The organism is Seohaeicola sp. 4SK31, assembly GCF_028802875.1.
Lineage (GTDB): Bacteria > Pseudomonadota > Alphaproteobacteria > Rhodobacterales > Rhodobacteraceae > Seohaeicola.
In genome coordinates this window covers 110,708-123,505 of the sequence record NZ_JARAMP010000011.1, presented here as the reverse complement: position 1 = coordinate 123,505, position 12,798 = coordinate 110,708, and the positions used below count along the sequence as shown (strand labels likewise).

At 59.2% G+C, this 12,798-nt stretch carries 13 protein-coding genes and 1 tRNA gene; 9 read left to right on the top strand and 5 right to left on the bottom strand.

The genetic code is table 11. From position 1 onward, the window contains the following. Positions 1–40: 40 nt before the first annotated feature. Positions 41–1,462 carry an NAD(P)-dependent oxidoreductase gene (locus PVW27_RS11135; protein WP_274557696.1) on the bottom strand — a complete coding sequence of 474 codons (1,422 nt, stop codon included), beginning with the start codon at positions 1,460–1,462 and terminating at the stop codon, positions 41–43. 232 nt (positions 1,463–1,694) lie between these two features. On the opposite strand from PVW27_RS11135, the gene PVW27_RS11130 reads away from it, so the two are divergent. Further along, complete coding sequence (locus tag PVW27_RS11130) at positions 1,695–2,498, top strand: undecaprenyl-diphosphate phosphatase (protein WP_274557694.1); 804 nt, start codon at positions 1,695–1,697, stop codon at positions 2,496–2,498. A gap of 6 nt (positions 2,499–2,504) precedes the next feature. On the opposite strand, the gene PVW27_RS11125 is transcribed toward PVW27_RS11130, so the two are convergent. After that, a complete protein-coding gene (locus tag PVW27_RS11125) occupies positions 2,505–3,488 on the bottom strand; it encodes a complex I NDUFA9 subunit family protein (protein ID WP_274557692.1) in 984 nt (327 codons plus the stop codon). Positions 3,489–3,671: 183 nt separating this feature from the next. Here PVW27_RS11125 and PVW27_RS11120 point away from each other — a divergent pair. From PVW27_RS11120 to PVW27_RS11085, 8 genes are all read left to right on the top strand, one after another. Next, a tRNA-Leu gene (locus PVW27_RS11120) sits at positions 3,672–3,757 on the top strand. Between the two features lie 22 nt (positions 3,758–3,779). Continuing rightward, entirely contained in the window at positions 3,780–4,391 is a 612-nt protein-coding gene (locus tag PVW27_RS11115) for a ribonuclease D (RefSeq protein WP_274557690.1), read from the top strand. Beyond that, positions 4,391–5,359, top strand: coding sequence for a KpsF/GutQ family sugar-phosphate isomerase (locus PVW27_RS11110; protein WP_274557749.1), 969 nt, complete (start codon positions 4,391–4,393; stop codon positions 5,357–5,359). The genes PVW27_RS11115 and PVW27_RS11110 overlap by 1 nt, the downstream gene beginning before the upstream one ends. A gap of 3 nt (positions 5,360–5,362) precedes the next feature. Beyond that, on the top strand, positions 5,363–5,968 hold the full coding sequence (gene lptC, locus PVW27_RS11105; protein WP_274557688.1) for an LPS export ABC transporter periplasmic protein LptC: 606 nt from the start codon (positions 5,363–5,365) through the stop codon (positions 5,966–5,968). A 79-nt stretch (positions 5,969–6,047) separates the two neighbouring features. After that, positions 6,048–6,512: an LptA/OstA family protein gene (locus PVW27_RS11100; RefSeq protein WP_274557748.1), complete on the top strand. Its 465-nt coding sequence runs from the start codon at positions 6,048–6,050 to the stop codon at positions 6,510–6,512. Positions 6,513–6,514: 2 nt separating this feature from the next. Continuing rightward, a complete protein-coding gene (gene lptB / locus PVW27_RS11095; protein WP_274557686.1) occupies positions 6,515–7,273 on the top strand; it encodes an LPS export ABC transporter ATP-binding protein in 759 nt (252 codons plus the stop codon). 257 nt (positions 7,274–7,530) lie between these two features. Next, positions 7,531–8,097, top strand: a complete 567-nt coding sequence (gene hpf / locus PVW27_RS11090) for a ribosome hibernation-promoting factor, HPF/YfiA family (RefSeq protein WP_274557684.1) — start codon at positions 7,531–7,533, stop codon at positions 8,095–8,097. A 39-nt stretch (positions 8,098–8,136) separates the two neighbouring features. Beyond that, positions 8,137–8,601 carry a PTS sugar transporter subunit IIA gene (locus PVW27_RS11085; RefSeq protein ID WP_274557683.1) on the top strand — a complete coding sequence of 155 codons (465 nt, stop codon included), beginning with the start codon at positions 8,137–8,139 and terminating at the stop codon, positions 8,599–8,601. 9 nt (positions 8,602–8,610) lie between these two features. Here PVW27_RS11085 and PVW27_RS11080 read toward each other — a convergent pair whose 3' ends face one another. Genes PVW27_RS11080 through PVW27_RS11070 form a run of 3 tightly spaced genes read right to left on the bottom strand, consistent with a single transcriptional unit; the run spans position 8,611 to position 12,754 of the window. Continuing rightward, the gene (locus tag PVW27_RS11080; protein ID WP_274557681.1) at positions 8,611–10,047 is read right to left on the bottom strand and encodes a sulfotransferase domain-containing protein; all 1,437 of its coding nucleotides are present in this window, start codon (positions 10,045–10,047) and stop codon (positions 8,611–8,613) included. Positions 10,048–10,049: 2 nt separating this feature from the next. Further along, positions 10,050–11,747, bottom strand: coding sequence for a DUF5927 domain-containing protein (locus PVW27_RS11075; RefSeq protein WP_274557679.1), 1,698 nt, complete (start codon positions 11,745–11,747; stop codon positions 10,050–10,052). Continuing rightward, a complete protein-coding gene (locus PVW27_RS11070; protein ID WP_274557677.1) occupies positions 11,744–12,754 on the bottom strand; it encodes a glycosyltransferase family 2 protein in 1,011 nt (336 codons plus the stop codon). The genes PVW27_RS11075 and PVW27_RS11070 overlap by 4 nt, the downstream gene beginning before the upstream one ends. Between the last annotated feature and the right edge of the window lie 44 nt (positions 12,755–12,798).

Sequence of the window (12,798 nt, the reverse complement as noted above, 5' to 3'; positions counted from 1 at the left end):
AATCAATCTGCTGTGGCGTGACTTGCGTGACGCCGCATTGTCATTCTGCTGCAACGGCGCGCGCGCCAGTGTTGAGGTATTCCAGAACCGCCTGCGCGGAATCGCGTCCATCACGGATCGCCCAGACGACGAGGCTGGCACCGCGCACGATATCACCCACGGCATAGACGCCATCCAGGCTGGTCTTGCCTGTGGTGTATTCCGCGCGAATGGTTCCCCAACGGGTGACATCCAGACCCTCAACACCCCAAAGCTTCGGCAGATCCTCGGGCTCGAAGCCCAGCGCCTTGATGACCAGATCCGCCTCTTCGATGTAATCTGCGCCTTCGATCACCTCGGGTGACTGGCGGCCGGTTGCATCAGGTGCGCCAAGGCGCATCTTCTGCACCATCACACCAGTGACAGGCTCACCCACGAAACCCTTGGGCGCGCTCAGCCATTCAAAGATCACGCCCTCTTCCTCGGCGTTCTGCACTTCGCGCTGACTGCCGGGCATGTTGGCGCGGTCACGACGATAGAGGCACTTGACCGATGTCGCGCCCTGCCGGATCGCAGTGCGCACGCAATCCATCGCCGTGTCGCCACCACCGATCACGACGACGCGCTTGCCCGCTGCGTTCAACTCGCCACTGTCATACTCGGGCACATCATCGCCAAAGCTTTTACGGTTACTGGCGGTCAGATAATCGATGGCGCGCACAATCCCCTCGGCATCCGCACCTTCGCCATCCAGATCGCGGGTCTTGTAGACACCGGTCGCAATGACAACGGCATCATGCTTACCGCGAATGGCGTCAAAGCTGATGTCTTCGCCCACATTGCAGTTCAGCACGAATTCCACGCCGCCCTGTTCCAACTGGTCATTGCGACGCATGACCACGTCCTTCTCCAGCTTGAAGCCGGGAATGCCATAGGTCAGCAATCCGCCGGCGCGGTCGTAGCGGTCATAGATCGTAACCTGCACTCCGGCGCGGCGCAGCACATCGGCAGCAGCCAACCCGCCAGGACCAGCGCCAATGATGCCGACCGACTGGTCCCGTTCCATCGCCGGGATGATCGGCTTGACCCAGCCCTGCTCCCATGCGGTGTCCGTGATGTATTTCTCGATCGAGCCGATGGTAACTGTGCCGTGCCCGGACTGTTCGATCACGCAGTTGCCTTCACACAGACGATCCTGCGGGCAGATGCGTCCGCAGATTTCCGGGAAGGTGTTGGTTGCCTGGCTGATCTCATAGGCTTCCTGCAAGCGGCCCTCGGCAGTCAGGCGCAGCCAGTCAGGGATGTTGTTGTGCAACGGGCAATGGGTCTGACAATAGGGCACGCCACATTGGCTGCACCGACTGGCCTGCTCCTTGGCCTTGGCATCCGCATATTCGGCATAGATCTCGTTGAAATCCTGACGGCGCGACTCGGCCTCACGCTTTTCGGGCATGTCGCGTTCGACAGAGATGAATTTCAGCATCGGTTGCTTGGCCACAAGGAAACTCCGATCAAATCTGGTTTGGCACCTTCTAAACCAAGGCAAATCCGTTTAAAAGTCAGTCTTACTGACCTATAATACGATTTTTGACGCTGCTTTGCGGCATTGGCGGGAATTTTCATCCTAATTTATGTCCGTATCGGACATAAATCGAGTCTTTCCCCTTTCTGACAATACTTTATAGGGTAGCTGAGCAAAGCCGGAGCAAAGCCTGATGCCGCTTTTCCATCTTTTTCTTGTCGCCGTGATTCAGGGCCTGACAGAGTTTCTGCCGGTTTCATCCTCTGGTCACCTGATTCTCTTGCCGGAGCTGACGGGTATGCAGGATCAGGGACAAGTGATCGACGTGGCCGTGCATGTGGGCACGCTTCTCGCCGTGATTCTCTATTTCTGGTCGGACGTCCGGATGGCGCTTCTGGGGATTCCCCGGATGTTGCGGGGCAAGATCGACACGCAGGGTGCTTGGCTGGCCATGTGCCTGGCCATCGCGACAGTGCCTGTTGTGATCGTGGGCCTTATCCTGAACCTGACCGGACTGGACGATATGATGCGCGGCGTTGCCGTGATCGGGTGGACGATGCTGATCTTCGGTCTGGTCCTTTACTGGGCCGATCAACGCGGACCAAGCACCAAGACGGCCGCGCAATGGTCGATCCGCGATGCGGTCATCATGGGGCTGTGGCAGGTCGTGGCCCTGATCCCAGGCACGTCACGATCGGGCATCACCATCACAGGCGGTCGCCTGCTGGGTTACGCACGACATGATGTGGCCAAGCTGTCGATGCTGATGTCGATCCCGACGATCATGGCCTCGGGCGTCCTGCTGGGGGCCGAGGTGGCCGTGAAGGCTGACGGAGCGGCAGCGCGGGACGGCGCGATAGCCGCCGTCTTTGCCTTCTTCGCCGCCCTTCTGGCGCTGAGCCTGATGATGCGTTTGCTGCGCAGCGTCAGTTTCACACCTTATGTGATCTACCGCGTCATCCTTGGAATCGTGCTGTTGGTCTATGCCTACAGTTGAACGCGATCAGCTCTGCCGCAGGTTCCGCGCCGAAGCCTTGATCGACGCATACTGACCAGAGGGGCGATAGGGCCAAAGGTAATCCGGCAGAACCGATTCCAGCGAGATCGGCGTTATGCCCAGATCTGCAAACCCTTTCGCGCCTTCGGACACAACATTGTCCTGTGCCAGATTGCGCACCTGATCTCGAGTGATCTGTGCAGGCACCAGTCCCAATGTGACCTTGTTCAGCATATCAAAACCGAATGCCATCATGCGCGCCACGGGGAAGGGAATGTTCACGATCATGCGGCGGCGTTGGATCACATCCAGCATTTGCCCCATGAGCGCGCGGAAAGTCGAGACATCCGGCCCGCCCAGTTCATAGATCCCGGGGGCCGCCTTGCCTTGCACCGCCAGAAGGGCAGCGCGTGCCACATCGTCCACGTATACCGGCTGGAACCGCGTTTCCGCGGCGACGACAGGCAGGATCGGCCCAAGTTGTGCCATGCGGGCAAAGCGGTTGAAAAACTGATCTTCGGCTCCGAACACGATCGAGGGGCGCAGGATCACGGCCTGCGGCATATGCTCAAGCACCGCTTGCTCGCCCAGCGCCTTGGTGCGGGCATAGTCGCTCTTTGACTCGGGATCCGCACCGATGGCGGAAATCTGCACCATCCGTGCAATACCCATCTCGGCGGCGATCCGCGCCACGCGTGCCGGCCCTTCAGCCTGCACAGCGTCAAAGCGGTTCTTGCCGGTCTCGGAAAGGATACCCACGCAATTCACAACTGCATCGGCGCCCTGCATGACGGCGCGCACGCTGGCGTCATCACGGATGTTGCACAAAACAGGCTCGACCTGACCGGGCGTACCATAGGGTTTGACATGCATCGCCTCGTTGGGGCGGCGTACGGCCACCCGCACACGCCAACCCTCTTGTGCCAATCGCCGTGCGATATAGCGGCCCACAAAGCCTGATCCGCCGTAAATGGTGACGAGTTTCGACATGTTGCAGCCTCCGGCCCAATAAATCCTGCCCGTTCCTAAACCCAGTCAGCGGCTGGGACAAGGCGTTACAGAGCCGCAGCCCTCACCAGAACACCGGGACAACGGCACGGCGCGAAAAAATCTGACGAATCCTCGTTGACACCCATTTGCCGCAGGGATAAACGCCTTCTCCACGACACCTGTGCCCAGGTGGCGGAATGGTAGACGCGCTAGCTTCAGGTGCTAGTGTTCGCAAGGACGTGGAGGTTCGAGTCCTCTCCTGGGCACCATTCCCTCCGCGAAGGGAATGACATGACAAACTACCTCTACAAGAACGATTTGCCCGCCGATCTGGACCTTGGTCCGGTCGTCGCGATTGACTGTGAAACGATGGGTTTGAACCCGCATCGCGACAGGCTGTGTGTCGTGCAACTGTCCGGCGGTGACGGCCATGCCCATATCGTGCAGATCGCGAAGGGCCAGACCGAAGCGCCCCACCTTGCCGCTCTTCTCGAGAACCCGGATGTCCTGAAGCTGTTTCATTTCGGACGTTTCGACATTGCCGCGATGTATAACGCGTTTGGCGCACTGGCGCAGCCGGTCTATTGCACCAAGATCGCCAGCAAGCTGATCCGGACTTTCACAGACCGGCATGGCTTGAAGTATCTGTTGCAGGATCTGGTTGGCGTGGATGTCTCAAAGCAACAACAGCAAAGCGACTGGGGCGCGGTGGAACTGTCCACGGCGCAAATGGACTATGCCGCGTCGGACGTGCTGTATCTGCATCGCCTGAAAGAGGCGCTGGACATGATGCTGGCGCGCGAAGGCCGGGTCGAGATGGCGAAGGCCTGCTTCGATTTCCTGCCGATGCGTGCCAAACTCGACCTTGCCGGCTGGCCCGAACAGGACATCTTCGCACATTGATGGACAAGGCACAGACATTCCTGAGCATCGCCCGCCGCGTGATCCGCGCCGAGGCTGACGGGCTCGTCCAATTGGCGGATGGGCTTGGTGGCGAATTCGCCGAAGCGGTCGAGTTGATGCTTGGCGCGCGTGGCCGTGTGATTGTATCCGGCATGGGCAAGTCCGGCCATGTCGCGCGCAAGATCGCGGCTACTCTGGCCAGCACCGGGACGCCCGCACAATTCGTGCATCCAGCCGAGGCCAGTCACGGCGATCTGGGGATGCTGACACCGGATGACGTTCTTCTGATGCTGTCGAATTCCGGCGAAACGCCTGAACTGGCCGACATGATCGCCTATTCCCGTCGCTTCGGCATCCCGATGATCGGCGTTGCCAGCCGGGCGGGCTCCACGCTGCTCAAGCAATCCGATGTGGCGATTACCTTGCCCCGCGTTGATGAGGCTTGTGGAACGGGTGTCGTTCCCACGACATCCACCACCATGACCCTCGCGCTTGGCGATGCGCTGGCCGTGGCCCTGATGGAACATCGGCAATTCCAGCCCGAGGATTTCCGCAATTTCCACCCCGGAGGCAAGTTGGGCGCGCAACTCAGCCGCGTGCGTGATCTGATGCATGTTGGCGATGCACTGCCACTGGTCAGCGGGACAGCCCCGATGGGCGACACATTGCTGGAAATCAGCCGCAAGGGATTTGGCGTGGTCGGCGTGACTGATGCGGCCGGTTTGCTGACGGGAATCATCACAGATGGTGACCTGCGGCGACATATGGACGGTCTTTTGTCCCTGACCGCCGCGGATGTGATGACCCGCAATCCCCGCACCATTGGTCCTGATGCGTTGGCCGAGGCGGCTGTTGGCGTGATGAACGAACGCAAGATCACCTGCCTTTTCGTGATCGACAAGGAACTGCCGGGTCGCGCGGTCGGCTTGCTGCATATCCATGATTGCCTGCGCGTGGGTCTGGGCTGAGACATGGCCCTGCGCACCAGTCTTCGGTCCCGTGTCATCAACTGGCTGAAGATCCTTCTGCCACTGACAGCGCTGGCGCTGTTGTCGACATTGTTTCTGCTCTCTCGCACGATTGATCCGACACGCCCCATTCCTGCCGACAGGGCTGATCTGGAAAGCCGCACGGGCAGCCAGCAGATCACCGAGCCGACTTTCGCGGGCGCGACCGAGGACGGGCATCTTGTCTCCTTCGTTGCCACAAGTGCCCGCGTCGACCCGGACCAACCCGAGCGCGTGATCGCAGACAGTATGGCCGCACAGATCGACCTGAGCGAAGGCGGGCGGATCAACATCACCTCTCTGCTCGGTACCGTGAACGATATCTCGGGCATCGCCGTGCTGGAAGGCGACGTGGTTCTGATCAGTTCCACCGGCTACCGGATCGAGACCGAAGAACTGACGACCAGCATGCGCGAAATCGCGGCCGAATCCGACGGACCTATTACCGGAACCGGACCGCCCGGCCAGTTAGATGCGGGAAAAATGACGATGACATCAGATCCTGAAACAGGTGACGTCCATTTGTTTTTCACAAATGGCGTCAAGCTGATATATGATCCGGAAAACTGAGAAAGACCAACCCGTGCCGCTCGGACACTCGCCCCTGACCGCCCCTTCCCTGCTATGTGCTCTGATCCTTGCCCTTGCGATGCTGGGGCCGGCCACGCAGGTGCGGGCGCAGACCACGAATCTGGCCTTCGGGGCAATCCAGCAGGACACGTCCCTACCAGTTGAAGTGACCGCCGATAGCCTTTCTGTCAGCCAGCAGGATGGCACGGCCATTTTTACCGGAAATGTCATCATCATTCAGGGGGAAATGCGACTGGCCGCGCCGCGCGTGCTGGTCGTCTATGCCGAAGCCTCGGAAGGGCAGCAGGCGCGGATCGCCCGGTTGGAAGCCACAGGTGGAGTCACGCTGGTCAGCGGCCCCGATGCCGCCGAGGCAGAGAGCGCCGATTACAATGTCGATGACGGTTTTGTCGTCATGCGCGGCAATGTCCTTCTGACACAAGGCGCAAGCGCACTTACCTCGGATCTGATGCGGGTCAATCTTGAAGACGGTACGGCGCAGATGGACGGTCGGGTCAAGACGATCCTGCGCGGGGCGGATTGAGCATGGCCAAACCTCAATTGACCGTCACCGATGGGAATTCGGGTCTACGGGTCCGACATCTCCGCAAGAGCTACAAGAAACGCGTTGTGATCCGCGATTTCAGTATGGAGCTGAACCGCGGCGAAGTGGTCGCCCTGCTGGGTCCCAATGGGTCCGGCAAGTCCACGACCTTTTATGCCATAGCCGGTCTGGTCTATCCCGAAGGTGGCGAGGTCACTATTGACGGGCAGGATGTGACCAATCTGCCGATGTATCGTCGCGCAAAGATGGGGATCGGCTACCTGCCGCAGGAGATGTCGATTTTCCGCGGCCTGTCCGTCGAAGACAATATCGGGGCTATCCTCGATATCTCGATCAAGGATAGCCACAAACGACGCGAACGACTGGAAGAGTTGCTCTCCGAGTTCTCGATCGAACATCTGCGCCGCGCTCCGGCCCTGGCGCTGTCGGGTGGTGAACGGCGGAGGGTCGAGATTGCCCGGTGTCTGGCTGCCAATCCCAAATATCTGCTGTTGGACGAACCTTTCGCCGGGGTCGATCCCATCAGCGTGGGTGATATCCGCCATCTGGTCGCGGATCTCAAGAAACGTGGCATCGGTGTTCTGATCACAGATCACAACGTGCGCGAAACCCTCGAGATCGTGGACCGGGCCTATATCCTGCATGATGGCAAAGTCCTCATGTCCGGTACCCCCGACGAAGTCGTGCGCAACGAGAACGTGCGGCGCGTCTATCTGGGCGACAGTTTCCGCATCTCGTGACATCCGTCCCCCGTGGAAACGGTCTTGTGCCCGCAAGCATCCGCTCGCGCATTTGTTCTGATTGACAGACCCCCATACCTTCCTCTCCAATAGAAGAATGACAGTCGTGTATGCAGCTCCCGTTTCATTGGTCGCCTTTCCATTTTGGCAAGGCCGGGGTCGAACTGCACGAGGGTCGCAATCCAGCATTCGGGCGTGACGGAACCGCGGCGGCACAGCCACGGACGCACCCCGATTTGTCATGCAAAGGAGACATGATGCGCTATCAGATCAGTGGCAAGCAAATCGACATCGGCGAGGCCCTTCAGACCCATGTGAAGGATGAGATGGGGATCGTGATGGCAAAGTATTCGCAGCGTCCCACCGATGCGACTGTCGTTTTCTCGAAATCCGCACATGAATTCGTCTGCGAGGCGACCGTCCATCTGTCCAGTGGCCTGACCGCTGCTGCCAAGGCCCATGCCACCGAAATCTATGCCGCTTTCGACGCCTGCAATGAAAAGATGGACAAGCAACTGCGCCGCTACAAGCGTCGGTTGAAAGATCACCACCGCGAATGGACCGAGCCGGTTGAAATCATGGAGGCGTCCTCGTATATCCTCGCGGCTGAGGGGAATGACGAGGATTCGGAGCCTGCGACGCTGCAACCGATGATCATCGCCGAGATGGAGACGAAAATACCGTCTCTATCCGTGGGTGAGGCGGTCATGCAGATGGAGCTTGCAGGAGCACCGGTTCTGGTTTTCCGAAATGAAGGAAAAGAAGGGGTCAATGTGGTATACCGTCGTGAAGACGGCAATATCGGATGGATTGACCCGCGATAGCAACTGTCGCGGCCCCCGCAACCGGAGCGTTGAGCGAACATGAAGATTTCGACCATCCTCAGGCCGGAGGCCGTGAAGGTGATTACCTCGGCCACCAGCAAGAAGCGCGTTCTTCATGATCTCGGTGACATGGCGGCATCGGTCTACAAGATCAATGCCGCCGCCGCCGTCGAGGCGCTGATGGAGCGCGAGACGCTGGGACCAACGGGCGTGGGCCACGGTGTGGCCCTGCCCCACGCCCGCATCGCCGGGCTGGATTCGGTGCAAGGTGCCTTCATGCTGCTGGAAAAGCCGATCGACTTCGACGCGGTCGATCGTGCGCCGGTGGATATCATCTTCGCCCTGTTTGCACCTGAAGACGCGGGGGTGGAACACCTGAAGGCGCTGGCGCTTGTGTCACGCACCCTGCGCGAAGCGTCCGTTTGCACCAAGCTGCGGGCCAATACCGATCCCGGCACACTTTACACCATTCTTACCGAAGCGCCCGCAGTTCAGGCGGCCTGATCCGCTCAGTCAGGACGTGGCCGCCCACGGCCCGAAGCCGAAGGCGATGTAGTCGCGTTGATAGATGGTGCTGACTAGTTCCTCGATCTCGGAATCATGGATGTCGGCCAAGGCAAAGGGCTGATCCGGCGGCACCTCCTGCGGGGTCGCAGGATCTGGATGCCCCAATTGCTGCGCCAGAGCCGGAAGATACACCTCGATCTCATCCTCGCGCAGGATCATGTCAGGCAGGGCGAACTGGGCATAACCCTGCAAAACCTGCATCTGCGTGGCCCAGGCTGCATCTACCCGCACCGATGTCTGACCCGCCAGATTGACCTTCAGAAACTCCAGAAACGCCATAAATGCGTCGCGATGCGCTTGCCTGTCATAGTCCGGGCCGGGTGCATCCTTGGGGATCGGCACGGCGTATGATTTCCTCATGATCTTGCGGATTTCAGCATAATGACCCGGACCCGTCATCAAGATGCGCTCGCAGAAAGCGGCATGAGCCCGCGCTACCGGATGACGCAGGACGGTAAAGCTGCGATGGCCAGTATGGCCGCGCATCCACTGACGCAGGGTTTTCTGCGTAAAACCACTGTTCAGACTATCTGGGTTGATCCCGTCCAGATCGGCCATCCACTGTAAAACCTGCGTCTCTGGGCCAGAGCGGATCGGCAGATACAGCAGCGGCGTGTGTTTTGCCGCGACATATCCCGGCACGGCCGCCCCGCGGCGTGGCTCGAAGTTCGGGGTGCGTGTCAGGTTGAACCGATCCAGCCGCGCCAGCGCATCGGCCATCTGATCAAAGTTCCGCACCTTCTCGGACAATGGCTCTGGGTTCTGCTTCTTGAGGCTTTCATCAAGGCTTTCAAGCTGGTGATCTATCCCCAGGAACCGCGCCAAGCCGTTCATCACAGACACGTCCTGCAGATCCTCATAGGCAACATAGAAAGCCGTCTGCCCGGTGGTCTGCAAGGCGTGCAGCAATCGGACTTGAAACTCTTGCAGGGCAGTCAGATGCGCTTCGAACTCGGCCCGGTCAAAGACGGCCATCGCATCCTTGCGCTTGCTCACATTGGTCAGCTTCCACTGACCCGTGGCCTGCGCGATCTTCCATGAAACATAGCTGTCCACGGGGTTTCTTGTCAGGATGATCTTGGCACAGCGTGGGTCCGGCAGCGACAGATCAAGAACCCGCGGGTCGTGGTCGTGGAAAAAACGGAATCCGCCAAGTCCATCGCTGCCATGCTTGACCGCTTCGATCAGCCGGGCAGGATTGGCATCACGCATGGGCTGCGTGATGCCCAGAATCTCGGTCCTGTTGGGATAGCCGATGAAATGGGGATTGAATGCTTCTCCATGACAGGCCAACCCGGCATAGGCATTCAGGTTCGTCTCAAGGAAATTCGAACCCGTCCGCATCTCGGCAAAAACGATGAAATAATCGAACCGATCTGACATCTTCATCGCACCAGATAAGGTTTGCGCGAGGACTGTGTCGGCGGCTGAATGTCACGCGCCACAGGGAAGTCACCCATCAGATAGGGGTGCATCCCTTGGTTCTTGAGATTTTGCAGAAACTGTCCGAAACCTTCAAGGTCTGCCATCTTGGGCACTTCGGACAGCCGGCGCAGACCACGGTTCCCGATTTCATCCAGGATGGTTTGCAGTGGCTCCATCGGGGCCTCGATGAACTCGGCCATGGTCCAGATCCGCACACGCGCCTTCACATAAGGTGAACGCAAAATATCCAGATGATCGCTTTCCACCTTCTGAAGAAGGGCTGCATCCTTGCGGATATCCGCGAAATTCCGGTTGGACCGAAACAGCGGCACCGCCCAAGCCCCCGAGATGACCGAGATCTGCGCGTTCGGGTCCTTGGCGATCTGCCAGCTGATCGCCTGCGTGTCAGCAGGTCCGAACTGGAAACACTGACGCTCGCCCCGGGTGTTCCAGATCAGATTGCAAAGAAAGGACCGCGGATTGTAGTCGCGCAGCTTTGCGCTGTCAGACAGGCCACCATTCATGACACTGTAACCACCGGCGAATTCGACGCGATCAGGTGCGAACAGATGGCCGTGGACCCGTGCGCCCGTTGCCTTGGTCAGCCAACTCTCGAAATCCTCGAAAAGGTCCGAGAAACCTTCGAACACCGAATAGGGGCCCGAAGTGACGCCATTCTCCCAACCTTCGTTTGGAAAGCGGCTTTGCATATAGAGACCCGCACGCCCGCGCGTCCGCCTGTCTACGGCCTTGGCGAAGATCCGGTCAATCTTGCCGGGGTTCGGTTCCGTCCTCTTCATTGCTCCTGCGGCATCTGTCAGGAACACTTCATAGAGGCGATTGGCATGTGGCCAGATCTTGCGCGCCACGAAACAGTCCGAGCGGCGCAGCAACTGCAAGTGATCATCATAGAAGATATGTGGCTTGCCCTGAAAATCGAACTTGCTCAGCGTCAGGGATCGGCTTTCGATCTGGCTGGAATAGAGCCTTGCGAGGGACTGGAAATAGCTTTCATCCGGGATCCACACGCGTTTGAAGAAACTGTCATAGGTGGCACGCTCAGGGTCCTGCAGAATGGCGGACAGCGTCTGTCGTGTCAGGCACCACCATTGGCTGCCCATATGAGGGACAAGACCGTTCGGCATCTTTCGCTTGAGGCCAAGCCTGCGTTGCAGCTTGACGAAACTGTCGAACAGAAAGCGATGACGTTTCCAAGAGAACGGAAATCGCAGGGTGAAGCGTTCCTGATCAAGACCGCCGACAGTCCAGGGAACATCCGCTGTCGTGGCGCTCTCGATGAAATCCGTCCGGGGGCGCGCTGCAAGGTAATCAATCAACTCCTGCACCGGGCGCAGCGGAAGGCAGGAGCCAGACGCGAGATAGACATGCCGCACGTCCGCAAACTCAGCCAACATCAGTTCCGATGCAGCCTGAGAGGCGGCCACGATCCCCCATGTGCCCCATTCACACCGGTGCCGTTTCGAGAAACGCACACGCGGTAGATCGGACAGGGATTCGACAAAAGCCGTGTAGGTCTTTTTGGGGACTGACCGATCCACATGGATAACCACCGGGCACCCGCTAGCCGACCAGTGCCGTGCCACCTGCTCGGCCCGGCCCAGCGCCGTGTGTACCAGCATCACGATCCCGACGGTCATGCCCAGTTTCCTTTGGACATGAGCCCCAGAATTTCAAGCTGGCGCCAGTTGATGTACTTCTCGGACCACTTGCACCACAGATCCGGGTTTGACTTGAGGTTTTCCGCATAGGCCTTGTATTCGACCGAAGCGGCATAGTGCTGTTTGCGCGACAGTTCCTCTGCCGCCTTGACCGAGAACGTGTCCAGGAACTTGGCATGCAGCAACACACCGCTGGCCTTTTCGCCACCCCATTCGTCATAGACAAGATTCAAGCCCCGCGGCAGCAACATGTGGGTCGAACTCACATAGGCGTAGCGCCGATCCCACTTCACCAGCGGGATCTTGTTCAGAGCGGGTGCTTTTTCCGGTTTGTCGGGAAAGAAGACACGACTGCGCGGCCCGCCCTGAATCCACAGGTTGCCGAAGCGCTTGTTCCGCGAGATGCTGTAATTGCCCGCGTCGAACCAGTTCGCGATTTCCATCGGGTCCTGGCCTGCCTGATAGGGTTGCGCGTCCAGAGGTCCCTTGGGATACATGTCCAGAAGCATGGCCGAAAACGACTTGATGGATGAGGCATCAAGCCAGTCCGTCAAAGCCCTGAGCGGTCGTGTATCGCAGAACGGATAGATCAGGAATTCGTCAGGGTCTACGACCAGCGACCAATGCCCGTGGGCATGGCGGGTCTGTAGCCAGTTGAGCCAATCCACCCCGAAACGCGCGCGCTTGTAGCTGTGCCGCGTGTGCCAGAGCGAGACATCTGGCTGATCCGCCAGATAATCATAGGAACCGTCCGTGCTGTCGTTGTCGACCAGCAGGAAGTGGTTCACCCCCATATCTCGGTAATATTGAAGGAAATACGGCAGACGGATCTGTTCATTCCGCATGGTCGAGAAGAGCAGGATATCACCTGGCTTGATTTTGCCTGTCCGGTCCGTGACAGGGCGCAGTTCCCGCCGCTTGCGCCAGGCACGCAACAGCCAGCGCTTGCGCTGAAGCCGCAGACGATATGACTGCCAGACGCCCAAACCGTGCCTTCCCTACCTCGACGTTGCCCATGTGGGCTCACGCC

What these genes read in the sequence shown, in the direction of transcription:
- PVW27_RS11135 (WP_274557696.1), bottom strand. Translation starts at nt 1,462, where the DNA reads ATGCTGAAATTCATCTCTGTCGAACGCGACATGCCCGAAAAGCGTGAG.
- PVW27_RS11130 (WP_274557694.1), top strand. Translation starts at nt 1,695, where the DNA reads ATGCCGCTTTTCCATCTTTTTCTTGTCGCCGTGATTCAGGGCCTGACA.
- PVW27_RS11125 (WP_274557692.1), bottom strand. Translation starts at nt 3,488, where the DNA reads ATGTCGAAACTCGTCACCATTTACGGCGGATCAGGCTTTGTGGGCCGC.
- PVW27_RS11115 (WP_274557690.1), top strand. Translation starts at nt 3,780, where the DNA reads ATGACAAACTACCTCTACAAGAACGATTTGCCCGCCGATCTGGACCTT.
- PVW27_RS11110 (WP_274557749.1), top strand. Translation starts at nt 4,391, where the DNA reads ATGGACAAGGCACAGACATTCCTGAGCATCGCCCGCCGCGTGATCCGC.
- lptC (WP_274557688.1), top strand. Translation starts at nt 5,363, where the DNA reads ATGGCCCTGCGCACCAGTCTTCGGTCCCGTGTCATCAACTGGCTGAAG.
- PVW27_RS11100 (WP_274557748.1), top strand. Translation starts at nt 6,048, where the DNA reads ATGCTGGGGCCGGCCACGCAGGTGCGGGCGCAGACCACGAATCTGGCC.
- lptB (WP_274557686.1), top strand. Translation starts at nt 6,515, where the DNA reads ATGGCCAAACCTCAATTGACCGTCACCGATGGGAATTCGGGTCTACGG.
- hpf (WP_274557684.1), top strand. Translation starts at nt 7,531, where the DNA reads ATGCGCTATCAGATCAGTGGCAAGCAAATCGACATCGGCGAGGCCCTT.
- PVW27_RS11085 (WP_274557683.1), top strand. Translation starts at nt 8,137, where the DNA reads ATGAAGATTTCGACCATCCTCAGGCCGGAGGCCGTGAAGGTGATTACC.
- PVW27_RS11080 (WP_274557681.1), bottom strand. Translation starts at nt 10,047, where the DNA reads ATGTCAGATCGGTTCGATTATTTCATCGTTTTTGCCGAGATGCGGACG.
- PVW27_RS11075 (WP_274557679.1), bottom strand. Translation starts at nt 11,747, where the DNA reads ATGACCGTCGGGATCGTGATGCTGGTACACACGGCGCTGGGCCGGGCC.